This is a genomic window from Sphingobium sp. CFD-1, from assembly GCF_024611115.1.
In the GTDB taxonomy this organism is placed as follows: Bacteria; Pseudomonadota; Alphaproteobacteria; order Sphingomonadales; family Sphingomonadaceae; genus Sphingobium; species Sphingobium baderi_A.
This window is the reverse complement of sequence record NZ_CP084398.1, coordinates 2,415,801-2,441,614: the sequence shown is the minus strand read 5'-3', so window position 1 is coordinate 2,441,614 and position 25,814 is coordinate 2,415,801. Positions and strand designations below refer to the sequence as shown.

The 25,814-nt window shown below is 59.8% G+C and carries 21 protein-coding genes; 14 read left to right on the top strand and 7 right to left on the bottom strand.

Going from position 1 to position 25,814, the window contains the following annotated elements:
* The first annotated feature begins 55 nt into the window (after positions 1–55).
* From LDB26_RS12345 to LDB26_RS12325, 5 genes are read left to right on the top strand one after another with little or no spacing between them, the layout of a single operon-like run.
* Positions 56–1,258 (top strand): acetyl-CoA C-acetyltransferase, encoded by a 1,203-nt coding sequence (locus LDB26_RS12345; protein WP_257538592.1) that lies wholly within the window; start codon positions 56–58, stop codon positions 1,256–1,258.
* Positions 1,259–1,291: 33 nt separating this feature from the next.
* Complete coding sequence (locus LDB26_RS12340) at positions 1,292–3,460, top strand: 3-hydroxyacyl-CoA dehydrogenase NAD-binding domain-containing protein (protein WP_257538591.1); 2,169 nt, start codon at positions 1,292–1,294, stop codon at positions 3,458–3,460.
* Positions 3,457–4,614: an acyl-CoA dehydrogenase family protein gene (locus LDB26_RS12335; protein ID WP_257538590.1), complete on the top strand. Its 1,158-nt coding sequence runs from the start codon at positions 3,457–3,459 to the stop codon at positions 4,612–4,614. Before LDB26_RS12340 ends, LDB26_RS12335 begins: the two co-directional genes overlap by 4 nt.
* Positions 4,615–4,635: 21 nt before the next feature.
* A complete protein-coding gene (locus tag LDB26_RS12330; protein ID WP_062067037.1) occupies positions 4,636–5,493 on the top strand; it encodes a MaoC family dehydratase in 858 nt (285 codons plus the stop codon).
* Between the two features lie 19 nt (positions 5,494–5,512).
* A complete protein-coding gene (locus LDB26_RS12325; protein ID WP_257538589.1) occupies positions 5,513–6,340 on the top strand; it encodes an SDR family NAD(P)-dependent oxidoreductase in 828 nt (275 codons plus the stop codon).
* Between the two features lie 31 nt (positions 6,341–6,371).
* Here the strand turns inward: LDB26_RS12325 and LDB26_RS12320 are convergent, their stop codons facing one another.
* From LDB26_RS12320 to LDB26_RS12305, 4 genes are read right to left on the bottom strand one after another with little or no spacing between them, the layout of a single operon-like run.
* Positions 6,372–6,878, bottom strand: a complete 507-nt coding sequence (locus tag LDB26_RS12320) for a nuclear transport factor 2 family protein (protein WP_257538588.1) — start codon at positions 6,876–6,878, stop codon at positions 6,372–6,374.
* Positions 6,875–7,729, bottom strand: coding sequence for an SDR family NAD(P)-dependent oxidoreductase (locus LDB26_RS12315; protein WP_257538587.1), 855 nt, complete (start codon positions 7,727–7,729; stop codon positions 6,875–6,877). The genes LDB26_RS12320 and LDB26_RS12315 overlap by 4 nt, the downstream gene beginning before the upstream one ends.
* A 15-nt stretch (positions 7,730–7,744) precedes the next feature.
* Positions 7,745–8,521: an SDR family oxidoreductase gene (locus tag LDB26_RS12310; protein ID WP_062067028.1), complete on the bottom strand. Its 777-nt coding sequence runs from the start codon at positions 8,519–8,521 to the stop codon at positions 7,745–7,747.
* Positions 8,518–9,519 carry a zinc-binding dehydrogenase gene (locus LDB26_RS12305; protein ID WP_257538586.1) on the bottom strand — a complete coding sequence of 334 codons (1,002 nt, stop codon included), beginning with the start codon at positions 9,517–9,519 and terminating at the stop codon, positions 8,518–8,520. Before LDB26_RS12305 ends, LDB26_RS12310 begins: the two co-directional genes overlap by 4 nt.
* A 229-nt stretch (positions 9,520–9,748) precedes the next feature.
* Here LDB26_RS12305 and LDB26_RS12300 point away from each other — a divergent pair, with 229 nt between their 5' ends.
* The 9 genes from LDB26_RS12300 (at position 9,749) to LDB26_RS12260 (ending at position 22,314) form a co-directional block, all read left to right on the top strand.
* Positions 9,749–12,430, top strand: a complete 2,682-nt coding sequence (locus tag LDB26_RS12300) for a LuxR C-terminal-related transcriptional regulator (protein ID WP_257538585.1) — start codon at positions 9,749–9,751, stop codon at positions 12,428–12,430.
* Between the two features lie 83 nt (positions 12,431–12,513).
* On the top strand, positions 12,514–13,443 hold the full coding sequence (locus LDB26_RS12295) for a 3-keto-5-aminohexanoate cleavage protein (RefSeq protein WP_257538583.1): 930 nt from the start codon (positions 12,514–12,516) through the stop codon (positions 13,441–13,443).
* Positions 13,443–14,537 (top strand): CaiB/BaiF CoA-transferase family protein, encoded by a 1,095-nt coding sequence (locus LDB26_RS12290; RefSeq protein ID WP_257538582.1) that lies wholly within the window; start codon positions 13,443–13,445, stop codon positions 14,535–14,537. Before LDB26_RS12295 ends, LDB26_RS12290 begins: the two co-directional genes overlap by 1 nt.
* 111 nt (positions 14,538–14,648) lie before the next feature.
* Positions 14,649–15,650 (top strand): LLM class flavin-dependent oxidoreductase, encoded by a 1,002-nt coding sequence (locus LDB26_RS12285; protein WP_062067016.1) that lies wholly within the window; start codon positions 14,649–14,651, stop codon positions 15,648–15,650.
* Positions 15,647–17,986 carry a 5-amino-6-(D-ribitylamino)uracil--L-tyrosine 4-hydroxyphenyl transferase CofH gene (gene cofH / locus LDB26_RS12280; protein ID WP_062067013.1) on the top strand — a complete coding sequence of 780 codons (2,340 nt, stop codon included), beginning with the start codon at positions 15,647–15,649 and terminating at the stop codon, positions 17,984–17,986. The genes LDB26_RS12285 and cofH overlap by 4 nt, the downstream gene beginning before the upstream one ends.
* Positions 17,983–18,813: an SDR family NAD(P)-dependent oxidoreductase gene (locus LDB26_RS12275; protein WP_062067010.1), complete on the top strand. Its 831-nt coding sequence runs from the start codon at positions 17,983–17,985 to the stop codon at positions 18,811–18,813. The genes cofH and LDB26_RS12275 overlap by 4 nt, the downstream gene beginning before the upstream one ends.
* The gene (npdG, locus tag LDB26_RS12270) at positions 18,810–19,466 is read left to right on the top strand and encodes an NADPH-dependent F420 reductase (RefSeq protein ID WP_062067007.1); all 657 of its coding nucleotides are present in this window, start codon (positions 18,810–18,812) and stop codon (positions 19,464–19,466) included. The genes LDB26_RS12275 and npdG overlap by 4 nt, the downstream gene beginning before the upstream one ends.
* A 195-nt stretch (positions 19,467–19,661) precedes the next feature.
* Positions 19,662–20,582 carry a TIGR03619 family F420-dependent LLM class oxidoreductase gene (locus LDB26_RS12265; RefSeq protein ID WP_062067004.1) on the top strand — a complete coding sequence of 307 codons (921 nt, stop codon included), beginning with the start codon at positions 19,662–19,664 and terminating at the stop codon, positions 20,580–20,582.
* 58 nt (positions 20,583–20,640) lie between these two features.
* Positions 20,641–22,314 carry an FAD-dependent oxidoreductase gene (locus tag LDB26_RS12260; protein ID WP_257538581.1) on the top strand — a complete coding sequence of 558 codons (1,674 nt, stop codon included), beginning with the start codon at positions 20,641–20,643 and terminating at the stop codon, positions 22,312–22,314.
* A 280-nt stretch (positions 22,315–22,594) separates the two neighbouring features.
* Here LDB26_RS12260 and LDB26_RS12255 read toward each other — a convergent pair whose 3' ends face one another.
* From LDB26_RS12255 to LDB26_RS12245, 3 genes are read right to left on the bottom strand one after another with little or no spacing between them, the layout of a single operon-like run.
* Complete coding sequence (locus LDB26_RS12255) at positions 22,595–23,665, bottom strand: LLM class flavin-dependent oxidoreductase (RefSeq protein WP_062067001.1); 1,071 nt, start codon at positions 23,663–23,665, stop codon at positions 22,595–22,597.
* Positions 23,666–23,722: 57 nt separating this feature from the next.
* Positions 23,723–24,796 carry a hypothetical protein gene (locus LDB26_RS12250; RefSeq protein ID WP_062066998.1) on the bottom strand — a complete coding sequence of 358 codons (1,074 nt, stop codon included), beginning with the start codon at positions 24,794–24,796 and terminating at the stop codon, positions 23,723–23,725.
* Positions 24,797–24,810: 14 nt separating this feature from the next.
* A complete protein-coding gene (locus LDB26_RS12245) occupies positions 24,811–25,749 on the bottom strand; it encodes a Rieske (2Fe-2S) protein (RefSeq protein ID WP_257538580.1) in 939 nt (312 codons plus the stop codon).
* Positions 25,750–25,814 lie beyond the last annotated feature (65 nt).

The following is a 25,814-nucleotide window of genomic DNA, read 5'->3' as shown; positions in this document are numbered from 1 at the left end:
TTCCGGGTCCAAGAGCGAGCATAGAGATTTTTGCTTTACTGGTCGGGAATTCACTATGGAAGCCTATGTCTACGATCATGTTAGGACGCCCCGCGGCAAAGGCCGCCCCGATGGCGCGCTGCATGAAATCACCTCGGTCGAAATGGCGACGCAACTGCTTCGCGCGTTGCAGGAGCGCAACGATCTGGATACGGCTCTGCTGGATGATGTGATCATAGGCATGGCGCAGCCGGTTGGTGAGCAGGGCGGCGTGCTCGCCCGTGCGGCGGTATTGCAGGCGGGTTATGCTCAGACGGTTGCGGGGCAGCAGATCCATCGCTTCTGCGCGACCGGGCTGGACGCGGTCAGCCTGATTGCAGCGCAGGTGCATTCGGGCATGATCCAGGCTGGTATCGGCGGCGGGGTCGAGTCCATGAGCCGCACGGTGATGGGCTATGATTCGGGTGCATGGACGTCCGACCCTTCGGTGGCATACGGCAATTATTATGCCCCGCAGGGCATTGGCGCCGACATCATCGCTACCCTCGATGGTTTCACGCGCGAAGATGTCGACGGTTTCGCGGTCGAAAGCCAGCGCAAGGCGGCCCATGCCTGGGAAAATGGCTATTTCAAAAAGTCGATAGTACCCGTGAAGGATGTGCTTGGAGAGGTCATACTCGACCGTGACGAGCATATGCGTCCAGGCACGACGGTGGAGAGTCTGGCCAAGCTGAAGCCTGCCTTTGAAGGGTTCGGCAAGGCGGGCTTTGAGGCAGTCGCCAAGGCCAAATATCCTGAGATCGAAGAATTGAACTATGTCCATCATGGCGGCAACAGCTCCGGCATCGTTGACGGGTCGGGCCTGGTGCTCGTCGGCTCCAAGGAGTTTGGTGAGAAGGCGGGCCTGAAGCCGCGCGGCAAGATTCGGTCCTATGCCAATATCGGGTCGGAACCGACGATCATGCTGACCGCGCCGACAGCGGTATCGCGCAAGGCGCTCAAGGCAGGCGGAATGACCGAGAAAGACATTGATCTGTGGGAGCTGAATGAAGCCTTCGCCAGCGTCGTCATGCGCTTCCAGCGCGAACTGAATATCCCCGACGACAGGATCAACGTGAATGGCGGCGCGATCGCCATGGGCCATCCGCTCGGCGCGACCGGCGCAATGATCCTTGGCACCGTTCTTGACGAACTGGAGCGTCGCGACGCTGCCACCGGCCTTATCACGCTGTGTGCCGCGAACGGCCTCGGCACGGCCGCCATCATCGAGCGCGTCTGAGCGCGCACAAAGAACTTTAGAGCGGGAATTCCCATGAAGACTATGCGACTGGAAAAGGCCGACAACGGCATTGCTATCCTGACCCTTGATGCGGAAGGGGCCATGAATGTCGTCAACGATGCGTTCATTGCCGACATGGAGGAGGCGACGGCACAGATCGCCGGGGACGATGGCATCAAGGGCGTCATACTGACATCGGGCAAGAAGACGTTCATGGCTGGTGCCGACCTTAAGCAGCTAGTCAACGGATTTGGTACGCTGACTCCCGCACAGGCTTACGCCTTTTCCAAGCGGGCAACCGACATGCATCGCGCGATTGAGCAGTCGGGCAAGCCGTGGGTCGCGGCGATCAATGGCCTTGCTCTGGGCGGCGGTTTTGAACTGGCGCTGGCCTGTCATCACCGCATTTTGGTGGATGATCCCAAGGCACAGGTGGGCCTGCCGGAAGTCAATGTCGGCTTGCTGCCGGGGTCCGGAGGCACGGTGCGCCTCGGTATCATCGCTGGCATGAAGGTGGCGCTCGACCTGCTTCTTTCCGGCCGCTCGGTTGCTCCGGCCGAAGCGCTCAAGCTGAAGATCGTGGATGAGGTCGTTCCTGCGGACAAGCTGATCGACGCGGCCAAGGCATGGTTAGCCAACGGCCCCGATCCAGTGAAGGCATGGGACGTCAAGGGTTGGGTGCCGCCGCAGAAAAAGGGCATGACCGTGCCCGAGGATTCGGCCGCCTATATGATGGCCGCCGGTGGAATCGCGAAGGCTGGTTATAACAGCCCGGCGCCCCTCGCGATTCTCAACAGCGTTTTTCATGGGATGCAATTGCCCTTTGACAAGGCGCTCGCCGTGGAAGGCAAATATTTCGCCAAGCTGCTGACTGATCCGGTCGCGCGCAATATCATTCGTACCACCTTCATCTCGAAGCAGGCGGCCGAGAAGGGCGCTCGCCGTCCTGAAGGCTTCCCCAAATTCGAGGCGAAGAAGGTCGGCGTGCTCGGCGCAGGCATGATGGGCGCGGGCATCGCGTTCGTGTCGGCCAATGCAGGGATCGAGGTCGTGCTGATCGACCGAGATGTGCCCACGGCGGAGAAGGGCAAGGCTTATTCGACCAAGGTTCTAGGCAAGTTGGTCGAAAAGGGCAAAACTACGCAGGAAAAGGCTGATGCCATTCTGGCGCGTATTACGGCGACTGATGACTTCGCCCTCCTCGACGGCTGTGACCTGGTTGTGGAAGCGGTGTTCGAAGATACCGCGATCAAGGCCGAGACGACCAAGAAGGCGGAAGCTGTCCTGCCTGACAATGCGGTATTTGCGTCCAATACGTCGACCCTGCCAATCTCGCAATTGGCTCAGGCATCCCGCCACCCGGACCAGTTCATCGGCCTGCACTTCTTCTCGCCGGTCGATCGCATGGGTCTTGTCGAAGTGATCATGGGCAAGCAGACCAGCAAGGAAACGCTGGCCAAGGGGCTCGATTTCATCGCGCAGATCCGCAAGACGCCGATCGTCGTCAATGACAGCCGCGGCTTCTATACCAGTCGTGTGTTCCAAATGTTGATCCATGAAGGCGCGGCAATGCTGGCGGAAGGCGTCCCTCCTGCGGTGATCGAAAATGCCGCCAAGGCTGTCGGTATGCCGGTCGGGCCGTTGGCGCTGCTCGATGAGTTGACGATCGATCTGCCGCTCAAGATTGTGGATCAGGCGATTGCCGAGGAAGGCGATAAATATACGCCGCCGGCGGGTGTTCCCGTTATGCGCCGGATGAAGGACGAGATCGGCCGATCCGGCCGCAAGTCCGGCGGCGCTTTCTACGATTATCCTGAGGGCGGCAAGAAGCATCTGTGGACGGGGCTGGCGGAGCATTTCCCGGTCAAGGATGGCTGGGATGTCGAGGAACTCAAGAAGCGCTACCTTTACGCGCAGGCCATGGAAACGGCTCGCTGCCTTGAGGAAAATGTGCTGGAGACGCCGCAGGACGCCGACCTTGGCGCCATCTACGGCTGGGGTTTCCCGACATGGACCGGTGGCACGATCAGCTATATCGACACGATTGGGATCGAAAACTTCGTCAAGGAAGCCGACCGGCTTGCTCAGCTTTATGGCCCCCGTTTCCTGCCGTCGGCTTGGCTGCGGGACAAGGCTGCTAAGGGCGAATCCTTTTACGCATCCGCGCAGGACGCGACGGTGAAGGAGCCGATGCCAGCATGAGGCGCCTGATTTTCGAACCGGAGCACGAACAGTTCCGCGACAGCGTCATCAAGTTCATGACGGCGGAAGTCGGCGCCCATGCCGAGCGCTTTCGTGAGCAGGGCATGGTCGATCGCGAACTCTATCTGAAAGCCGGGGAGCAGGGCTTGCTCTGCACCTGGGCGGATGAGAAATATGGCGGGGCAGGAATCGATGATTTCCGCTTCGAACAGATCATCATTGAAGAGAATATGCGCCACGGCGACATAGGCTTTTATATCAATCTCCATAATGATCTGGTCGCGCCTTATATCGCCAAGCTGGGGACGGACGAGCAGAAGGATCGCTGGATGCCCGGCATCGTCAGCGGCGAGAAGATTCTGGCTGTCGCGATGACGGAGCCTTCGACTGGAAGCGATCTTGCCGGTATGCGTAGCAGCGCGGTCGACAAGGGTGACCATTGGCTGCTTAACGGCGCCAAGACCTATATCTCCAACGGCATCCTCAGCGATCTGGTGGTGGTAGCCGCGCGGACCGATCCGAACAGCCGCCACGGCCTTGGCCTCTTTGTCGTCGAGCGCGGCATGGAAGGATTTGAACGTGGCCGCAAGCTCGCAAAAATGGGCATGAAGGCGCAGGACACGGCCGAACTTTTCTTCAATGATGTGAAGGTGCCCAAGGAAAATGTGCTGGGCGATCCCACGCAGGGCTTCCGATATCTGGCGCGGTTCCTGGCCCAGGAACGACTGGTTGCGGCAATCGGTTTCATGGCGACAGCGCAGACGGCCTTCGACATCACGCTCGACTATGTGAAGGAGCGCAAGGCGTTCGGGAAACCGATCGGGGCCTTCCAGAACAACCGGTTCAAGATGGCATCGATGCGGGCCGAATTGGACGCGATCCAAACCTATGTCGACCAGAGTGTCCTGCTGCTCAATGCCGGTGAGCTGACTGCAGAGGATGCGTCCTCTGCCAAGCTGCTGGCGAGCGAGTTGGAAGGCCGGGTAATGGACGAATGCGTCCAGCTTCACGGTGGCGCAGGCTATATGGAAGAATATCGCATTTCTCGCATGTATACCGACGCGCGCATCAGTCGCATTTTCGCGGGCACATCGGAAATCATGCGCGAGATTATCGGTCGTGGATTGGGACTGGACGAGCGCAAGCTGTCCTGACGGCTTAGCCGGGGGTGCCGGATGCTGAATGTCGAACAAGTACGCAGCTTCCGGGTGCCGGAAGCACAGGATGCCTGCGATCCGCGCTCTGCAATCCTCTATGCGCTCGGTGTCGGTGCCGGGTTGGGTGGCATAGACGAGCAGCGCCTGGTCTTTGAGCGGGATCTGGCCGTGCTGCCGACGATGGCGCTGGTGTTGGGCACACCCGGTTTCTGGCCCATGGCGCCGGAACTAGGATGGGATTGGCCGCACATCCTGCATGGTGAACAGACGCTGAAACTGTTCCGCCCGCTTGAATTGGGGCAGTTGGTCAATGGCCGGATAGAGATTACGGATCTGGCCGACAAGGGCGTCGGGAAGCCAGCCCTTGTGCGGGCGAAGCGCATTCTCACGACACCCACCGACCGGCTGATTGCGGAGATGGAGGAAGTGTGGGTTTTGCGTGGTGCGGGCGGCTTTGGTGGTGCACGCAACCTGAGCGGATCGGGGGCTGCCGAGATGCCGGAACGGCTTGCGGATACCGTTCTGGACCTGCCGACGGCGGTCAATCAGGCGATGCTGTATCGCCTGACCGGCGATCGCAATCCGCTGCATATCGATGAGGGCACGGCGCAAGCGGCCGGTTTCGAACGGCCCATATTGCATGGCCTTGCCACCATGGGTCTCGTCGGCCGTGCGCTGACACATGCATGTTGCGACGGCGACCCGACTGGCTTGACCGAGATGCGGGTTCGGTTCACCGCGCCGGTATGGCCTGGCGAAACGGTTCGCACCGAAATCTGGCGTCATGGGGCTGAAATTTCCTTCCGGGCAAGCGTGCCCGACAGGAATATCATTGTGATCGATGGCGGATATGCGCGCATCGGTGGATTTACATAAAAGATCGGGACGCATTAAAGTGAAGATATTGGATGGCAAGGTCGCGTTGGTTTCCGGCTCTGGACGCGGCATCGGCAAAGCCATTGCGCTAAAGCTTGCCAATGCCGGCGCCCATGTGGTCGTGAACGACCTGGATGAGGATGTGGCGCGGGAAACGGCGGGTGAAATCGAGAGTCTGGGCGTGCGCGCTGTAGTGTGCGTGGGCGATGTGACGCAACCCGATTTCGGTGAGACGTTCGTCAAGACGGCGGTCGATCATTTCGGGACGATTGACATCATCATCAACAATGCGGGCTATGCCTGGGATGCGGTGCTTCAAAAGACCGGCGACGAACAGTGGATGGCTATGCTGGACGTGCATTTGAGCGCGCCGTTTCGCATTCTTCGCGCCGCACAGCCCGTGATCGCTGCTGCGGCGAAGGCCGAAATTGCGGAGCATGGCCGGGCCAAGCGCCGGACCGTCATCAATATTTCCTCCGTAGCGGGGCTTGGCGGTAATGCCGGACAGTCGGGTTATGCGGCAGGTAAGGCGGGAGTTGTCGGCCTGACCAAGACGGTGATGAAGGAATGGGGGCGGTATAATGTCACCGTCAACGCCGTTGCCTTCGGCGCCATCATGACCCGCATGACCGCTGGTGAAGCGGGCAGCTCAACGATCAGCATCAAAGGCCAGGACATCAAGGCCGGTGTGAGCGACGAGATATTGGAAGCTATGGAAAAGGGCATTCCGCTGGGTCGCGCTGGCACACCGGAGGAAGCGGCGGGCGCCGTTTACCTGCTGTGTTTGCCCGAAGCCGACTATATCACGGGCGAAGTGATCGTCGCGGGTGGCGGCTGGAAACTTTGAAAAACAGGTGGGCGTTGCGCCCACCTCCCTTTCAGGCGGGCCAACTCGGCGTTCGCCCCTTCATGCCTTCTAAGATAGGGCGCATCGGTTCAGGCACGGTTCCTGCACCAATGCCGGTGCCGAAATTCAGGCCTTTTCGTTCATAAATGCGCCAGCCATCGGTCGTGCGGCGAAGCCTGTCTTCATAACCCCCCACCACCAGAAGGTCTGTTGCACGGAGTGGATCGGCATCAGGAAGCGCGAACCAGTGCCAGGCAAGGACTCGGCTGGCGGCGCGGGCTTCGTCGCCGCTCACGTCAATCACCAGATTGGTGACATTATGCGAACAGCCCGTCAGCGCGCCCTGATAGCTCATGCATTGGGCGTGGATGGCTTCGCGGCCTACTGACTGTGCACCGCCGAAGTCGATTGAGCCGTCCTCCGTGAACACTTCCTTGGCGATGCGGTCATATTGCATCGAATCGACCAGATGGGCGTAGCGGTAGATGCATTCCTCGATCGCTATGCGATCCGCCAGTATTTGAAGGTCGATCGTCATGGCAAATGCACTCCTTTGCGGGTGGCAATGTCGGTTGTGATATCCCATAGACGCGCGGCCTCCTGTGGAGGCATGTCGAAAGGCGTGGGTTCGAACGCCTTGGGATTTTTGAAGATCGCGGCCTTCAATGCCGGCCGTTTGTCATCGAGCAGCAGGCGCGTCGCATTGACGGCTGACTTTTCCGGCGTCGTGCCGAACCAGCCCATCATCTGCATGATGAGTGGCATTGCCGGGTCCTGCATCGCCTTGGTCTTGGTCGAAGCTACGCCGGTGGCATAGAGACCGATGGGACGATCCGACCAGCGCCGCGATGCTTCGTCCAGGAATAGGAAACCTTCCACATGAGTGGTGAGGATGGCCTTGAAGAACCCCCACTTGCGCCGCTCAAACTGCAAATCGTCGAGATCGGGCGGCGCCATGCGATATGGCACCGCTCCGGCCAGATGGACGATCCGCCCGTCACCCGATGCCGCCAGCGTATCGGAGCACAGGCGGTTGATGATAGCCCGCGCCAGATATTGGAGGGCGAAGGCGAATTCCAGCCTGTCAGCGGTCACCGTCTTGCCCGAAAAGGCGCTCATCGCGCTGTGCATCAGACCATCTATGGCTGGACGCCATGCGGTTATAGCTGTGGCGGCTTCGGCAGCGCCGGCAATCGTCGAAAGGTCTGCCTTGAGAAAGGCTGCGTCTCGCGCCCCTGCGGTCAGCATGGCATCAACAGCAGCCGCGCCGCGATCTGCACTTCGCGCCACGAGAAGGATGGAAGCGCCCTGTTGCGCCACATTCAGCGCGGTAGCGCGCCCGATACCTTCAGTCCCGCCGACGAAAACGAAATTGCCATTTCTCGCCATGACGGGTTACTTCCTTCAGCCGCAGCCGACCACCCCGCCATCAACCGGGATTTGAGCGCCGGTGACATAGGCGCCCGCGCGCGCGCAGAGGAATACCACGATACCCGCGATATCTTCCGGGGTCCCAAGGCGCCTCAGCGGAATATGCGCCAGCAGCGTGGGATCGACATTATCCTCGTCGCGCATGTGGGCCGTCATCTTGGTCGGAAAAAAGCCGGGGATGACTGCATTCACGGTGATATTGCGTTCCGCGAGATCACCCGCCAGATCACGCGTCATCATATGAACGGCAGCTTTGCTCGCTGTATAGCTGTACGCTTGGAGCCGTTCCGTTTTCATGCCCGCGACCGAGCCGATGTTGATGACCCGTGCAGGATCGCCGGGCGTTCCTGCCGCGCCCAGTTCGGGCAGCAGCTCACGGATCATGGTAAAGGGTGTCTGGACGTTCACCGCCATTACGCCGGGCCAGGCCTTGTCAGGGAAGCTGTCGATGGAGCCGCCCCAGGTCTTGCCCGCATTATTGATCAATATGTGACATTCGCCCATCGCATCGCGATAGCGAGCGACGAGATCGACTGCTGCCTCCGGTGTCGACAGGTCTGCGGGCAGGGGGATGCATGGTCCCAGCGCCGCCATTTCCCTTGCGGCCTCTTCGCAGACGTCAGCTTTGCGCGATGTGATTGCGACGCTCGCCCCGGCACGCAATAGGCCTTCGGCAATCATGCGTCCAAGTCCCTGAGCGCCGCCGGTCACCAGCGCTTTCTTACCCGTCAGACTGAACAGGTCGCTCACATCGTCACCACGACTTTGCCGAACTTATGCTGGTCGCGCAGGTGAAGAAGCGCTTCCTTCGCCTGCGCGAGCGGATAGGTCGCCTCTATCACCGGCTTGATCTCATGCTGCGCGGCAAAGGCGAGCATATCCTTGAAATCCTGCGGATCGCCCACCTGACTGCCGACGATGCTGGCGCTTTTCAGGAAGATGTCGGTGGCGTTGAACTTGACCTCGTTACCTGCGGTCGAACCATAGATCACGATGCGCGCGCCCGGATTGATGGCGCGGACATAGTTGGCGAAGCTGGGCGAAGGGGCGCCATCCAGCACCACGTCGACGCCGCCGGTCAGCTTTCCAACCTGCTTGCGCCAATCGGGATCGGTGTAGAGCAGGCCACCCTTTGCTCCCATTGCAATGGCGCGGTCGATCACGTCCTGGCTTTCGCCGGTCACATAGACATTGGCACCCTTGGCGACAGCGAAGGCAAGACCGAATGTCGCAACGCCACCGCCAACACCGCTGATGAGCAGGGTTTCACCCGCCTCCAGTCGCCCCTTGAACATCAACGCGCGCCAGGATGTCAGCGCCGTCAAGGGCATGGCCCCGGCCTCTTCGAAGCTCATGAAAGCAGGCTTGGGTGCGAGATTGTCGACGGGGACACAGATATATTCCGCGATCGTGCCGGCGAAGGGCATTCCGAGCAGGCCGAAATCGGCGGCAGGAGCATGGCGATTGGGTCCCCAGTTCCGTGCGGGGTACAGGACGACTTCGTCGCCTTCGCTGACGCCGGTGACGCCTTCACCGATCATGTCCACCACGCCCGCGCCGTCGCAACCCAGAGAGGTCGGCACCACCATGCCCGGGTACTGACCGTGCGTGATGAACAATTCGCGGTGGTTGACCGATGCCGCTTTCACCGCGACCCGAACCTCTCCGGGACCCGGTACTGGCGTTTCGATTTCCGCTACCGCAACGGAATCAGGGCCGTCGGTCCGTTCGAGATAAAGGGCCTTCATGGTCCAACCTTTCCTAAAATGCTGTCTGGCGTTTCGTCGCTGCGCGGCCAACTTGCAAGCTTTGCGTGCAGGCCCGGCTTGTCAGTTTGGAAGCGTGGACAATCTTCCGGCTCGTTGGGAACCTATCTGTGGATAGGAAAAAGAGGTTGCGTTTATAGATTCCTCGCCCAAAATATATTTCATACGAGAAAACGAATCGTGTGAAGGCGCGTGCTTAGGAGAGAACAGCGTGACTGTTGTGCCGACAACCATCTTGCCGCCCCGTTCGACACATACGCCAATCCGGCGCGCTGCGCTTGTCGCGTTGACGGAAAAGGTGGCCCAGTCGCGGATGACGGCGGTGTCTGCGCCCGCGGGGAGCGGAAAAACGACGGCGATGCTGTTCTGGGCGGAAGAGCTTCGCGCTCAGGGGCGCCCTGTTCTCTGGCTGGCGGCTCGGGCGGGAATTGGAAGCAAGCAATCTTTCCTGCAAGCCCTGAAGGCCGCTGGCATTGCGGCCGGTCTGCCATGGGATGATCTGGAGAGCGGCGCGCCTGACGAGAAGTGGTTGACGACGCTTGCCATGATGGGAGACGTGCGACCGGTCATCATCGTCGATGACGCGCAATTGTTGGGTCAACCCATCCTTGACTTCGTCGCGCAGCTGTCATCAAGCGCGCGGGATGCCCTGACGATCATCATTGCCGCGCGCGGTACGGTAGGGTTGTCGCTAGCTCGCATGCGTGCGCTCGGCTTTCTGGTTGAAGTGGGGGTTGCCGACCTTTCCTTTTCCCTGGCGGAAGCGACCGAGCTCATCACCAGGACCATCGGAACGCCTGTCGATTCACGCAATCTCCAGGATATCATTGGCGATACGCAGGGGTGGGTTTCAGGCATCATCATCGCATGTGATCTTTACCGCCGAGCCAGCGAAATGCCGGGTGGTCTTCGTTTGACGGGGCTGCGTCCGGAATTTGCTGAATATTTTCATGATGAGGTGCTGAGTTTGCAGCCCGACGAGGTGCGTAATTTCCTGGTCGATACCTCGATACTGGACGAACTGACTCCCTCTTCCTGTGCTGCGGTTACAGGGGACGAAAATGCCCGTGTGATGCTCGATTATGTCTTTCGAGAAGGGCTGTTTCTGAATGCCATCGATCAGGAGCATAGCCGCTATTCCTATCATCGGCTATTTCGCGAAATGGTGCTTGGCCGGCTGATGGATCGCGCGCCCGGCCGTGCCGCGATCATGCATCGTCGCGCAAGCGAGCATTTTGCCGAAAACGGGCAGCTGGCTACTGCGATTGAGCATGCGCGGTTGAGCGATGACAAGGCGTTTCTGGCTGATCAACTGGATCGGCTGGCTGAGCAACTGACCTATTCTGGTTATCTGTACCGCATCGACGAACTGGGAAGCGAGCTTCCCTGGCCACTCCTTGCTGAGCGTCCGAATCTGTTACTCGCGCTTGCATGGAGGCGTATTCGCCAACTCGCCTTCTCCTCGGCGGACAGGCTGCTTTCCGCCGCGCGGCAAGTCTATGAAATCCGCCGCGAGGGCCGGTCCTTGCCAGTGCATGCAATCCAGCAACTCGATCTGCTGATCCGCCATCGCTTCGTCATGCTCGCGGCCGCTCGCGATGACATGGTTAAGGTCGAAGCGGAGTCCGAGCCGCTGCTCGCTGAGCTGGCCGACGGTGACGCCTATCTGAGCTGCACGCTTCTTGCACAGCTCATGTCGGCGAGGAGAGAGCTTTATCACTTCCAGGACATGCTCAAGCTTGAGGCTGAAACCAGCCGGGCTCTATCCCGTCCCGGATCGGATTTCGCGTCCATTGCCCTTAAATCATCGGTCGCGCCGACAATGATGGCTCAGGGTAAGACCCAGTTTGCCCAACGATTTCTGGAAGAGGCCTTCACGCTCGCGGTGGAAATTCATGGCCCCGGTTCCGGTCTGGCGGCACTGCCTGCGCTGCCGCTTGCGGAATTGCTCTATGATGCTGGCGACCTGGAACAGGCGGCGAAGCTGGTGGAGCATTATCTGCCGGTCGTGCGGCAATGGGGTTTTTCCGACCAGATGGCGTCAGGCTATCTGGTAAACGCCCGTCTGAGCGCGGCAAAGGGAGATCTGCCCGGTGCCCTCTCAACGCTCAACGAGGCCCATCTCGTTGCGATTGAGTGCGGCCTTGATCGCCTTCGCTCTTTCATCGTGGCTGAGGAAGTCCGGCTGCTGATCAAGGCGGGACAGATCGAGGAGGCGGAGAGGCATTTCCTGGCAGGCGATCCGCAGTTGGATGGCGAACCCATACCGACCTTGCGCCCGACGCGCCGCAACGAAAGCATCGCTATTGCCTGGCTGAGGATCGAGATGCAGCGCCACCGGCTCGGTCGGGCGCGCAAGGTTGCCCATCGCTGGCTGGAATTCGTGAAGCGCGCAGGCGCGGTGCGCTCGGCCGTGATTTTCGAATTGCTGCTGGCGGAAATAGCGGTTCTCCAAGGCAATCGATCCGAAGCGCGCAGGGCAGTGCGCGCAGCCGTCGAAATGGCGGAACCGGCCGGCTGGGTACGGGTGTTCATCGATGAGGGAGAGGTGATCGCATCGCTGATTATCGAAGCCTATTCGCAGGGGCCGGAACTGGACACGCCCACCGACCGCTTTGCCGTTCGTCTTGTATCCATGTTGCGGAGAGGGCCGCAGATTGAAGCGGACGAGGAAGAAGTGGATGATTTCGGCCTGACTGGTCGCCTTGCCAACCGCGAAGTCGACATTCTGACGATGGTCAGCGGTGGATTGCGTAACAGGGAAATCGGCGATCGCCTCGGTCTGACCGAAGGTACGGTCAAATGGTATATGCAGCAAATATATGACAAGCTCGGCGTGCGGCGACGGCCCCAAGCGGTTCTGCGCGCGCGCCAGCTGGGCATTTTGCCCTGACCGTCGTGCGGCTTCCTATCGAAGGATAGATTGCGCCGCTCATTCAAGCTGCGAACGGCGCGATCTGCGCGAAAGGAAATATCATGGCAAAACGCAAGGTCATCATCAGCTGCGCGATTACAGGCGCAATCCATACGCCATCCATGTCGCCCTATTTGCCCGTAACCGCGGAAGAAATCGCGGAATCGGCAGTTGGCGCGGCGGAGGCAGGCGCGGCCATCATCCATTTGCATGCGCGCAATCCCGTCGACGGGCGCCCGGACCAGAATCCCGATTTGTTCGAGCCTTTTCTCAAGGTCATCAAGCAGCGCACGGACGCCGTGCTGAACCTGACCACGGGGGGGCATCCCTCCATGACGGTGCAGGAGCGCATTCGTCCTGCCCAGACTTTCGCTCCGGAAGTGGCCAGCCTCAACATGGGCACCATGGGCTTTGGCCTGTTCCCGATGCTGGATCGCTACAAATCGTTCAAACATGATTGGGAACCCACCGCACTGGAAGCGTCGCGGGATCTCGTGTTCAAGAACACCTACGCCGATATCGAGCATCTGTTGGCAACTTTGTCGCCGCTGGGAACGCGCTTCGAGTTCGAATGCTACGACACCAGCCATCTTTACAATCTCAAATATTTTCTCGACCGCGGGCTAGTGAAAGCGCCGCTGTTTATTCAGACCTGCTTCGGCATATTGGGTGGCATTGGCAGCCATCCTGATGACATCATGCATATGAAGCGGACGGCCGATCGGCTGTTCGGCGATCAATATGAATGGTCCGTGCTGGGAGCTGGCGCACGCCAGATGAGCATCGTCGCCATGGCGGCTTCCATGGGCGGGAATGTTCGCATCGGTCTGGAGGATTCGCTGTGGGGTGGGCCGGGACGTCTAGCCGAAACCAATGCCGAGCAGGTCAAGACTGCGCGGCAGATTGTCGAGGGTATGGGTCTCGAAATCGCAACGCCTGACGAAGCGCGCGCCATGCTCGACCTTAAGGGTGCGGACCGGACAAACATCTGATGACAGGAAAAAGCGAGCCATTGGCCGGTATTCGTCTACTAGAGATCGACGCGATCGGCCCGGTACCGCTCGCAGCGATGTTATTGGCCGATATGGGCGCCGAGATCGTCCGCATAGCCAGGCCGCCATCGGCGGGAGCGGGGGACTGGGACGATGTGGGTGGCGACATCCTTCATCGCAGCCGGGCCGTGGTCTATCTCGATCTCAAGAAGGATGCCGACCGCGAACAATTGCTTGATCTGGTCGAGCGTGCGGATGGTCTGATCGAGGGTTATCGGCCCGGCGTCATGGAGCGTTTGGGAGTTGGCCCAGACGTCTGTCTTGCACGCAATCCGCGCTTCATATTCGGTCGAATGACCGGATGGGGACAATCGGGACCGTTGGCGCTGCGGGCCGGCCACGACATCAATTATCTGTCCATCACCGGCGCGCTTCATGCGATGGGGGAAAGGCATGGGCCGCCGCCGGTGCCGCTCAATCTGGTGGGTGACTATGGCGGTGGGGCCATGTTCCTCATCTTCGGGATGTTGAGTGCGCTGCTTGCTGCCCAACGCACAGGTCAGGGGCAGGTGGTCGACGCTTGCATTACTGATGGGGTCGCGTCCCTGATGAGCCTTTTCTATGCGTGGCAGCCCAAGGGGTTGTGGGTGGATGCTCCTGAATCCAATCTGCTGGACGGCGCCGCGCCCTTCTATCGCTGTTATGAATGCGCCGATGGACGGCATGTTGCAGTAGGGTGTCTGGAGCCCAAATTCTTTGCTCAAATGGTAGAAGGACTGGGTCTTTCAGATCGGCAATATGATCAGAATGATCGAAACGGCTGGCCCGCGATGCAGAGCGACTTCGCCGCAGTCTTTCTGACGAAGGCGCGGGACGAATGGGCTGCCTTGTTCGCGGCCAGCGACGCCTGTGTCACGCCTGTCCTGTCGATGGAGGAGGCGCCTCACCATGCACATAATGAGGCGCGTGGAACCTTCATTCGGCGCAACGGCATCGTTCAGTCGGCGCCCGCGCCGAGATTGTCGTTGAACGCCGGTGTCATTGGTGAACCATCGCCCATCTCGATAGCGGAGCTGATCGCCGACTGGTCTTGATTGCTTTGCAGGATCGGACGTGATTGTCGCCTTCCCTCTACAAGGACAGGTTTTATGATAGTGAACGGGCGGCTAGACGGCAGGACATAGGATGCTTTGGAGAGGGCGGTCATGAAACTTGGCATATGCAGCATGTGGGGGGACCGGCTGGAGGCATTTCGTGAAGAGGTGCGGCTTGCCTCCGATCTGGGTTTCGAGCTGATTACCGTGGGGGATTCGCCTGCGGGCTGGCATGAACTTTATGTGTCGCTCACGCTTGCCGCGCTTGAGGCTCCCGAGGCGACATTGGCGCCCCTGGTGACTTCGCCCTTCATGCGGCATCCGCTGGTTACCGCATCTGCGCTCAGCACGATTGACGATCTGTCGGGTGGACGGGTCGCACTGGGATTGGCGACGGGCGGGAGCACGGTTCTGGCCATCGGACGGCCGCCCGCCACGCAAAAGGAAATTCGGACGGAACTGAGTGCGCTTCGCGAACTGTTCGCCGGGCGCCCGGTGGAACTGAATGGGGCTGAGATCAAGCCGCTGCGTTTCGCTCGTCAGATTCCGATCTATTATTCCGCATTCGGTCCCAAGGCACTGGCTCTTGCGGGGGAACAGGCCGACGGCGTCATTCTGTTCGCGGGCGATCAGCACGTGGATACGCTGAAGGATCGGATCGGCGCGGTCCGGGCAGCGGCTCAGGCGGCAGGACGCGATCCCCAATCGATAGATATCTGGGTTGTCTCCTTCGCCTCGATCCGTCCCAGCCGGTCAGAAGCCATAGACGATCTCAAGGCGTTCATCGTCGTAAACGGCATGGCTTTTCGCACGCCGGAATTGCTGGCGCGGGTTCCAACGCAGTTTCGCGGCAAGATCAAGGAACTTCATGCGCGGTACGATCCGACCGAGCATGTGGTTGTCGGTGGCAAGAATGTGGCCTTGATGGAAGAATTGGGACTTACCGAATTTCTGGCGGACTTTGATACGCTGGCGGGACCGGTTGAAGCCGCCACGGACATGTTGCGGGAGTTGGAGGCGCTGGGGGTCTCCACCTTCATTGCGGCCTTGCCCGGACATGCAGCGCCGCTGGAAACAATTCGAGGACTCGCACAAGCTCGGAGCGCGATGTGACACTGGACCTGCTGCATTTGAGCGAAGACGAAGCGGCCGGGATCGCAGCGGTGCTGGGATCCCGATCGCTTGCGGATATGATGGACGCCGCGGAAGGGATGACCCTGGCTGCCCATGGGCATTGCGTGACCTATTCCCGCAAGGTTTTCATTCCTCTCACAAAATTGTGCCGTGACGTCTGCCATTATTGCACTTTTGCCACCACGCCGGCTCGCGCTGGCGACGCGTATCTCAGCAGAGATGAGGTGCTGGCTATCGCTCGGGCGGGTGCGGCGGCCGGATGCCGGGAAGCATTATTCACGCTCGGAGACCAGCCGGAAGTTCGGTACGCCGCTGCGCGTCAGGCACTTGAGCAGTTGGGGCACGACTCCACAATGTCCTATCTCGCTGAAATGGCGGAATTGGTGTTCCGTGAGACGGGCTTGCTCCCTCATCTCAATCCGGGATTGATGAATGGTGCCGACTATGCGCTGCTGCGACCGCATGCGGCCTCCATGGGCATCATGCTGGAAAGCGGTTCTAACCGGCTGTGCGAGCGCGGCGGCCCGCATTTCGGTTCGCCTGACAAGGAACCGGCCTTACGCCTCGCATCCATTGAAGAAGCCGGACGGGCGCGGGTGCCATTCACAACCGGCCTGCTGATCGGCATTGGCGAAACCCGCGACGAGCAGGTGGAGGCGCTGGTCGCAATTCGTGACCTTCATCGTCGTTACGGTCATATTCAGGAAGTCATCATCCAGAATTTCCGGGCAAAGCCGGGTACACGGATGGCGAACCATGCCGAACCGTCGCTTGACGATCATCTTTGGGCCATAGCAGCGGCGCGGATCATCCTTGGGCCTCAAATGACAATCCAGGCGCCACCCAATCTTCATGATCGTGTTGACCTGGCGCCGTTGATCCGTGCTGGCGTCAATGACTGGGGCGGTGTGTCGCCCGTAACGCCCGATCATGTGAACCCTGAAGCGCCCTGGCCGCATCTGGAAATATTGGAGGATGCCACCAAGGCGGCGGGACGCATGTTGCGGCAACGGCTCGCTATCGGTCCGCGCTACGCGCTCGCCGCGCGTGAATGGGCCGCACCGGCGGTCGCCACGCAGGTTTTACGCGCCATAGATGGACGGGGACTGCCCAAGGTCGATGACTGGTCCGCCGGACATGGCGATTCCGTTCCGGACATCGTGCCCGGAGACGCAGCCTATGCGTCCCGATCGGTTCTGTCGATCCTCGCTGCCGCAGAAGAGGGGAGGCGATTGAGCGAGCCGGACATCGTCAAGCTGTTCAATGCCGAGGAACATGATTTCGCCGCGATAGTCGGTTGGGCAGACCGGCTGCGTCAGCAGGCTGTTGGCGATACGCTGACCTATGCGATCAATCGCAATATCAACTACACCAATATCTGCCTCTATAAATGTGGTTTCTGTGCTTTCTCTAAAGGCAGCACCAAAGCCATGCGCGGGCCGGCCTACAAGCTCGATCTGGCCGAGGTTGGCCGCCGTGCGGCTGAAGCATGGGATCGGGGTGGGACTGAAGTATGCCTGCAAGGCGGAATTCACCCCGATTATGATGGCAATACCTATCTGGCCATCCTGAAGACGGTGCGTGAGGCGGCGCCGGGCATTCATATCCATGCTTTTTCGCCGTTGGAGGTGATGCACGGCGCCAGCACATTGGGCTTGCCGCTGGAGGATTATCTGGCGCGGTTGAAGGAGGCTGGTCTTTCCACGCTGCCGGGCACGGCGGCGGAGATCCTCGATCCAGAGGTTAGAGCCATCATCTGCCCTGACAAGGTGACGGCGGATGAATGGATCGAAGTGATGCGCGTGGCGCATGGGGTCGGGCTACGCAGCACGGCGACAATCATGTTCGGCCATGTCGAGGAATATCGGCACTGGGCGCGCCATCTGCTTCGCATTCGCGCCTTGCAGGAGGCGACCGGGGGCTTCACCGAATTCGTGCCGTTGCCTTTCGTGCATATGGAATCGCCGATCTGGCGCAAAGGTCTCGCGCGCTCGGGCCCAAGCTATCGCGAGGCGGTTTTGATGCATGCGGTCGCACGTATCGTGTTGCATCCGGTGATCCCGAATATACAGGTGTCCTGGGTGAAGATGGGACCCGAGGGCGCGTCGGCGATCCTGAACGCGGGCGCCAATGACATGGGTGGCACGTTGATGGACGAATCGATCACCCGCGCGGCAGGTGGCGTCAACGGGCAGGAGTTCGGTCCCAATGAAATGCGGGCCTTGGCGGCAATGGTAGGACGGCCCGTCCGCCAGCGCACCACGCTCTATCAACCGGTGCCTCCTCGGGCGGCAGTTCTTTCGGAGACACCATGACCGATCTGCAATATCCGTTGGACGGCAAAGTCGCGATGGTCACGGGTGGCGGGACCGGAATAGGACTGGCTACCGCTCTCATGTTGGCGAGCCGCGGGGCAAGAATTGCCGTGGCGGGGCGGGAGGCCGGAGCACTCGACGAAGCCGTCAGGCGAATTACGGAAAGGGGCGGCGAAGCGATTGCCGTCATCATGGATGTTGCCGTCGAAGAGACGGTAGAGAAGGGCATCGCGCAGGTCGTGGAACGTTTCGGCAGGCTGGATATCCTGCACAGCAACGCCGCCCAGACCGGTATGCTTGAGAGTGACGGCCTGATCGGGGATATGGATGCCGATTTCTGGGACCGGGCCTTCGCCGTCAACCTTCGGGGGGCGATGCTGACGGCAAAACATACTATCCCGCATATGCTTGTAGGCGGCGGTGGTTCGATCATCTTTACCGGATCGGGCAAGGGCCTGGCCGGGGATCTCGACTTCCCCGCCTATGGCACGACCAAGGCCGGTATGCTCAGCCTTTCGCGCTATATTGCCACGCAATATGGGAAGCGGGGTATACGTTCCAATGTCGTCGTGGTCGGACTGGTGATGACGGATGCCCTGGATCGCAATATGCCACCGCAGGCGCAGGCGCTGATGCGTGAGCATAATGTGGTCGACTATCTTGGCCGCCCGGAAGATATTGCAGAAGTTGTCGCTTTTCTGGCATCCGATCAATCCCGTTACGTCACTGGCACATCAATTGTGGCTGATGGTGGTTTCACCTCACATTCTGCGGTTTTTGCGGACATGATGCGCTTTGCCGCCAACCAATCAGAGGAAAAAATATGACAGTTCCTGCCATTGCCGTTGTCGGTGGCACCGGCAATCTCGGCGCTGCGATCGCGTGGCGACTCGCGCGTGCGGGCTATTCTGTGACGATCGGGTCGCGCAGCGCCGAAAGTGCGGAAAAGGCCGCGTCGGAATTGGGACATGGTCTGCGCGGCGGCGCCAATGCGGACGTCGCAGCCGGAGCCGACATCGTTATCGTGACGGTCCCCTTTGCCGCGCAGGAAGCGACCCTTCGCGACATTGCCCCTCATGTATCCGGTAAGCTGGTCGTGGATACTACCGTCCCGCTCGTTCCGCCTAAAGTGATGCGCGTCCAACTGCCGGATGAAGGTTCCGCCGCTCAAAAGGCGCGGAATGTGTTGGGCGATGATGTGACGCTTGTTTCCGCCTTCCATAATGTGGCCGCGCACAAACTGGCAAAGGATGTCGATGTCGGATGCGATGTGCTGGTTTTCGGTGATGACAAGGATGCCCGGTCGCGCATCGTCGCGCTGGCCGATGCCATGGGCCTGCGGGGGTTGCATGGGGGAGCACTCGTCAATTCGGCAGCGGCGGAGGCTTTGACGTCGATCCTTATTTTCATGAACAAGACATATAAGGTCGACGGGGCAGGCATTCGTATCACCGGGGAGTTGATTCCGCCGGAGGCGTGAAGGTTTTTGGCTGGAGAGGGCGATGACCCTCTCTTCGGACAGGGGCCAGCAGAAGTGGTCGATTGAGGGTAAGTGCTGGGCTACGGGAAACGTGGTCTGGCTTGGTTTTCAAGCTGTTTCCCCCCTTCCGGTGGGAAGGTGCTCCTGAAGCGACGCCGCCTATCCTTCCGGCTTAGAGAAACATGGGAGGACATAATGAAGCTTAACGTCGGCGTTCCAAACAGCATGCATGTTGCCGCTATGACGCAACCATGGGAATATGCTCTGACCGGAGACGATATCGGGCGTGCAATGGCGGTCGCCGATCAACTCGGCTTCAACAAATGCATGTTGGGTGAGCATTTCATCATCCCGGAAGAGCATATCGAACTTTCGGGCGACCATTATGTTCATGGCACAGTCGCGTTGTCTTTCCTGGCTGGCCGCACCAAGAACATGAAGCTGAGTTCTTCGGTTTCGATTCTGCCTTTGCAGAGCCCGATCGTGCAGGCGAAAGCCTGGTCGACGCTCGATTGGCTGAGCAGCGGGCGTGCGACGGCGCTGTTTGGCGTCGGCTGGCTGAAGGAGGAGTTCGACATGCTGGGCGTCGATTTCCGTCAGCGGGGGCGCATGGCCGACGAGTATGTCGCGGCGATCATCGAGCTGTGGACATCGGAAAAGCCCGAATTCGAAGGCGAGTTCGTCAGCTTCAAGAATGTCGGATTCGCGCCCAAGCCGGTGCAGAAGCCGCGTCTGCCGATCTGGTTCGGGGGCGACGCCGAACCGGTGCTGAAGCGCGTGGCAAAGTTTGGTGATGGTTGGTCGCCTTTCCGGACGCCGCCGGAAAAATTCCCCGAATGTCTCGATTTCATTCGGTCGCAGCCTGAATATGACGGGCGACCCATCGACATGTTCTTTGCACTGGAAATGCTCAATGTGGGCGCCCATCACGAAATTATGGATGACCCGCGCGCTCCTGGAACGCGCGACGCGCAGAAGGTCATCGACCAAGTGGGCTGGCTGAAGGAATTGGGGGTCAATGAAACCATCGTCCCGCTGCCGCCGGGCGTGTCCGGCTTGAACGAATATATCGAGCGGCTTCAGTGGGTCGCCGAAGAAATCATGCCGAAAATCTGAACCCTGCCGGGGGAAAGGGGCTGACAGGCGCTGCTTCCCCCATGTCGGTAAAAGAAGAATGGAACGGGAGGACTTGATGGCCCAATATGACGTGGTGGTAGTGGGGTCTGGTGCTGCGGGCTTGACGGCAGCGATCAGAGCCGCGTCCGCCGGGCTGTCGGTCCTCGTTCTTGAAAAGGCCGAACATTTCGGCGGCACGACATCGGTTTCGGGTGGCGGCATCTGGATTCCGGGCAGCCCGCAGGCAAAGGCCGCCGGTGTGGAGGACAACCGGACTGTCGTGCGCCAATATATATTGGACGTGATCGGGCCGACGGCCAATCCCGCGCTGATTGATACCTATCTGGATACAGGGCCGGAAATGGTGGAATGGCTGGATAAGCACAGCCAGGTACATTTCCTCCTCTCCCCGCCCAGCAGTGATTGGTATCCCGAAGTCGCCGGTGCTGCCGATCATGGCCGCCTGCTTGCGCCACAGGAATATGACGGCAAGAAGCTGGGCAATCATTTTGCCGAGCTGCGCCCGGCTCGCGAGGAATTCAACGCGCCCGGCGGTTTCATGATCGATCTGTTCGATCTTCCCTATCTGGCCGAGATGCCATCGCCCAAATCCCTGTTTCATTTTGGTAAGCTGGCGGCGAAGTTCGGCCTGGACAAGGCGCGCCGTTATCCCCGCGGAACGCGGCTCACCATGGGCAATGCGCTGGCTGCGCGGCTGATGCGATCGGCGATTGATGCCGGAGTGACTCTTCGCAAGGATGCCGCGGTCGACAAACTTCTAGTGAAGGACGGCCGCGTGACCGGCGTGCGCGCGAATGGCGAAAATATCGACGCAAAGGTCGGAGTATTGTTGGCGTCGGGGGGCTTTTCAGCCAGCGAGCAGCTGCGTAAAGCCTATATTCCCTTTGCCGAGGAGCATGTTTCCATCCTGCCGTATGAAAATACCGGCGATGGCATGAATATGGGGCTGGAGGCGGGAGCTTCGCTCGACGGTGATAATCTGGTCAATGCGGTCTGGGCCGTGGTTTCCAAGATGACGCGCCCGGACGGCTATGTCGCGCGCTATGCACATCTGATCGACATGTCGAAACCGGGCTGCATCGCGGTCAATGCGAAGGGCGAGCGTTTTGGCAACGAGGCGTCCGTTCATTTCGTGGAAGCCATGCACAAGAGCGGCACCGTGCCGGCACACATCATCGGTGATGCCGCCTTCATTAAGAAATATGGCATGGGCATGGTTTATCCTGGCGGCGGCGGCCTCAAGAAGCTGATTGCGGCAGGCTATGTTACAGAGGCGCCCAGCCTGCGGGAGCTGGCCGATAAGATCGGGGTGGATGCCGATGGGCTGATGGCGACGGTGGCGAAAATGAATCGCTATGCTGAAACCGGTAAGGATCCGGAATTTGGCAAGGGCGATACGCAAATCGACATCGAGATTGGCGATCCGACGAACAAGCCCAATCCGTGCCTGGGCCGGTTGGAAAAGGCGCCTTTTTATGCCATCAAGATTTATCCGGGCGATGGGTCCACGACGGTGGGTCTCAAGATCGACGAGCAGTGCCGTGTGATCGGCGCGGACGACGCGCCGGTGAAGGGCCTGTTCGCCGCAGGCCTCGACGCCAACTCCATCTGGCGCGGCAAATCGCCGGCCCATGGTTGTAATGTGGGCCCCGCCATGGTGACAGGCTATATTGCGGGCAAGGCGATGGCGGAGGAGCTGGTTGGGGCATGACCGGGAACGCCCGCGCGATCAGTAGCGTGCGGGCAGATGAAGGTTCGCGCAGGCTCACCTTGCAGCAGTGGAGGATGACGCGTGCGCTTTTACCGAGCGAGAGAGATTGAGCCTCAATCGCCCATAACTGCCGCACCGATCTCTATTTTGGGACTGCAATTACCCTGCATCGAAGCGCAATCCCTCTGGCAACACTGGTTGCGCGCATGAGTGATTTTGCGTTTCGACGAAGGCAGGGTTCAGTGCTTGTGCGGCGGCCTTCTCGCAGGGCCGGTGCAGCTCAACCTGTAGCTGTTCCGGCGCGCGCGCGGGCGGTCGCAACCAGCTTGTAAAGACCGGCATTATATTCGGTGAGCTGTTCCATGGTCAGATCCCGATAAGGCGTCATCGGACAGAGCGAATCCACGACATCCCAGAACGGCTCGATCTTTTCGAGCACTTCGTCAACCGAGCCGCAGGTTACAAAGGCTTCGACCATTTCGTCTGACACATTGCCGATGACCTTGGCGATGTCGCCATGTTCGCCCAAGCTTAGCTGGCAGGCGCGGGCCTGATCGCCAAAGCCGATCGCTTCGAAAAAGGGCTCATATTCCTTGTAGCCGGAATAAGCTGCGACGGTGGCGCGGCTGTCATCGATTGCCTTCTGCTTGTCATCATTGACCGCAATCCATGGCCAGGCGTTGATTTCGACATCCTCGCGCTTGCGACCGAATTTGGCCAGCGTCTCGTTTATGAAGGGCAGGCGGCTCTTCGTATAGGCTGCGGACCAGAGGGCATGGACCATGAGGCCGTCGCCGACTTCCAGCGCAAGAGCGGTCATCTTGTCCTGCAACGCCGCGATCCAGATCGGGATCTCCTCTCGCACTGGCGGCGCTGTGAGCATCATCTCCTCAAAATCGGCGGAGAAATATTCTCCCTTGATGGGGTCGAGCCCTTTATGCGCGTTGGCGACCACATAGCGGATAACCTTCACGCTCTCGCGTAAATGGCTGAGCAGCTTGCGTTCCGGCTCACCATACATGCCCGTGACGCAGCTTTTAATGCTGGAGCCCAGGCCCAATATGAAGCGTCCGCTGGAAATCCGGTCTACGTCCATTGCCGCGTAAGCAGTCTCCACCGGGCTGCGCGTACCCGCAATGGCGACACCGGTGCCGACTTTGAGGTTGCTCGTCAGCGCCGCAGTGGCAGCCATCGGCACAAAGGGCGGGCCGTAGATCTGAAGCGAGAAGCAGCCTTCGAAGCCAGCCTCTTCCATCTGCTGGCCGATACCGGCCATGACAGGAGCGGGAAGGGTAGGCATGACGGCCCACCAGCGGCGTTCGCCGCCGACAGCATTGACGAGTTTGGGCATGAGCCCTCCAAATAAAAAAAAGGCGGGCATCGCTGCCCGCCCATTGGGGAATTCAGATCAGAACTGGAACAGTTCCTTACGCAGGCCGATGATGTCGCTGCAATCAGCGCTGACATTGTCGCGATAGGCGAAATCGCCCTTCGCCTGCCGGTCAGCCAATTCCATCATGGCCATGCGATAGCGTTGCCCGGCCTGATCGAACTTGCTGTGCAAATCCTTGCGGTCGGTGTGACGCATGTAGCGCGGGCTTTGCGGCGAGGTCATATAGCTGTCCTGACGCGACACCTTGTAGCCCGCTTTGGGCATGACGTGACGGAACATGAGACCCGCATTGGATGTGTTCATGACCATTTCCATCCGCGTGCGATCACGCGTCTCGGGCGTGCAGGGGTGGAATAGGGGCACATCGTCGCCGGGTGTGAAACGGCCATAGGCGATCGCACAGTGCGAGCGCAGATAAATGCGGATCACCTGCCGCACATTCTGGGTCGGCTGCTTGATGCCGCTGAAGAATTTCATCACCGGCGCCACCGACTTGTTGACACAGGTGCGGATCATCGTGACCGTTTCGCTGTCGTAATAGGTTTCAACCGTCTCGCTATCCGAACGCTCATCGCCAACCACGTCGGCGTGAAGGAAGTCGGCGTGCGTGAGGTCGATCAGATTTTCCAGGCTGATAGGTGCTGAACATTCGAACCGGACGGTCGAAGTCATGTGCCGGGGCAGGCCGCCCTTGGGAGGCAGGAAGGGCAGGCTGGGGAGATGAACCGGATCGGCTGCCAGTGGATTGCCGAACCAGACCCACACTACGCCATAATGTTCCATGACCGGATAGCGACCGCGAACATCGGTATATTCGCTCTTGTCGCGGGCGATCCGTTCATTGGGATGAAATTCGCTCGCAACGACGACGCCATTGTCGCGCCACAGGAAGATGGGATTTGAATAAACGGCGCGGCGGACGGGTTTGCCTGTCACGGAATAATTATGCGCGACTGGAAACCAACTGTCCCGCATCACGATATCATGCGGCACCCAACGATTGATGGCGTTCATCGCAATTGGGCTGCCACCCGACGTAGTGGCTGAATTTTCGTCGTGGGAGACGGAACGATCGGCGACTTCGAGCATCTTCAAATCCTCCTTCAGGCCGCTACGGTCTGATCATTGGTCACTGGCGAGCCTTCCAGCATCGCGTTGCGTAAATCCTCGCCATGCAGTGAGACTGTGGGTTTCGTGACGCGGAGTTTCGTTCCATCGACCGAAGACAGCACCGACAGCGGATTGATCCCGCGCAGCACGGCGCCGCGCAGCCCCGGATGGCGAACGCCCAGTTCAGCGCGCCAGCGGACGGCCGTCACGCCGCGTGCCGAAGGCACGGGGGAGAGAACGGCGTGGAGCAATTCGTTGAACTGCTCATCGCGCAGCGTCAACTGCGTTTCGCCGGTCAGCGGATGGGTCCGCGTCAGCAGGGTAAGAGGGAATTCCGCGACGAAATGCGACGGCCAGTGCAACGGATGCCACTGGCAGTTGCGCTCCATTACCAGCAGTCCGCCTTCTTCGTGCAATTCCGACATCAGATAGGAGCTGAAGCGGACGCCCCGGATCGAGATGATGAGGTTCGGATCATCGTAGAGGGCGTTCAAATATTCCTGATGGCTGCAACTGACGTTCACCGTACCGCAATAGGTATATTTAGGGTCGGCGCGCAGCGGCGCTTCCGCCTTGGGATTGAGGCAGACCCGAACGAAGCCGCCCTGTTCGCTGACGCCAAAGGCATTGGCCTTGTAGATCGGCGGAAATTTCTGCTGATCCTTCATGTTCGGGATTTCCTTCAGGCGTCCCGATTCACCGTCATAGCTCCAGCCATGATAGCCGCACTGAATCCATCCATTGTCGCGAATGCAACCCAGCGACAGCGGTGCGCGGCGATGCGGGCAGCGGTCTTCCAGCGCGCGGGCAATGCCCTGATTGTCGCGCCACAGCACGACAGGCTGGTCGCCGATATCGACGGATAGCGGCTTTTCGGAGGTTACTTCCTCAGACCGTGCGACGGCCCACCACAAATCAGAATCGAGACTCATAAGGCAATCCAATCTCCTTTCGATTAAATTGACGGATGACAATTTATATGTCAACGTTTTTCACT

Bases quoted from the DNA above. Each gene is read 5' to 3' on its own strand.
- npdG (WP_062067007.1), top strand. From the start codon at position 18,810: ATGACAGTTCCTGCCATTGCCGTTGTCGGTGGCACCGGCAATCTCGGC.
- LDB26_RS12285 (WP_062067016.1), top strand. From the start codon at position 14,649: ATGAAACTTGGCATATGCAGCATGTGGGGGGACCGGCTGGAGGCATTT.
- LDB26_RS12295 (WP_257538583.1), top strand. From the start codon at position 12,514: ATGGCAAAACGCAAGGTCATCATCAGCTGCGCGATTACAGGCGCAATC.
- LDB26_RS12335 (WP_257538590.1), top strand. From the start codon at position 3,457: ATGAGGCGCCTGATTTTCGAACCGGAGCACGAACAGTTCCGCGACAGC.
- LDB26_RS12275 (WP_062067010.1), top strand. From the start codon at position 17,983: ATGACCGATCTGCAATATCCGTTGGACGGCAAAGTCGCGATGGTCACG.
- LDB26_RS12290 (WP_257538582.1), top strand. From the start codon at position 13,443: ATGACAGGAAAAAGCGAGCCATTGGCCGGTATTCGTCTACTAGAGATC.
- LDB26_RS12260 (WP_257538581.1), top strand. From the start codon at position 20,641: ATGGAACGGGAGGACTTGATGGCCCAATATGACGTGGTGGTAGTGGGG.
- LDB26_RS12345 (WP_257538592.1), top strand. From the start codon at position 56: ATGGAAGCCTATGTCTACGATCATGTTAGGACGCCCCGCGGCAAAGGC.
- LDB26_RS12255 (WP_062067001.1), bottom strand. From the start codon at position 23,665: ATGCCCAAACTCGTCAATGCTGTCGGCGGCGAACGCCGCTGGTGGGCC.
- LDB26_RS12330 (WP_062067037.1), top strand. From the start codon at position 4,636: ATGCTGAATGTCGAACAAGTACGCAGCTTCCGGGTGCCGGAAGCACAG.
- LDB26_RS12320 (WP_257538588.1), bottom strand. From the start codon at position 6,878: ATGACGATCGACCTTCAAATACTGGCGGATCGCATAGCGATCGAGGAA.
- LDB26_RS12265 (WP_062067004.1), top strand. From the start codon at position 19,662: ATGAAGCTTAACGTCGGCGTTCCAAACAGCATGCATGTTGCCGCTATG.
- LDB26_RS12250 (WP_062066998.1), bottom strand. From the start codon at position 24,796: ATGCTCGAAGTCGCCGATCGTTCCGTCTCCCACGACGAAAATTCAGCC.
- LDB26_RS12305 (WP_257538586.1), bottom strand. From the start codon at position 9,519: ATGAAGGCCCTTTATCTCGAACGGACCGACGGCCCTGATTCCGTTGCG.
- LDB26_RS12315 (WP_257538587.1), bottom strand. From the start codon at position 7,729: ATGGCGAGAAATGGCAATTTCGTTTTCGTCGGCGGGACTGAAGGTATC.
- LDB26_RS12245 (WP_257538580.1), bottom strand. From the start codon at position 25,749: ATGAGTCTCGATTCTGATTTGTGGTGGGCCGTCGCACGGTCTGAGGAA.
- LDB26_RS12340 (WP_257538591.1), top strand. From the start codon at position 1,292: ATGAAGACTATGCGACTGGAAAAGGCCGACAACGGCATTGCTATCCTG.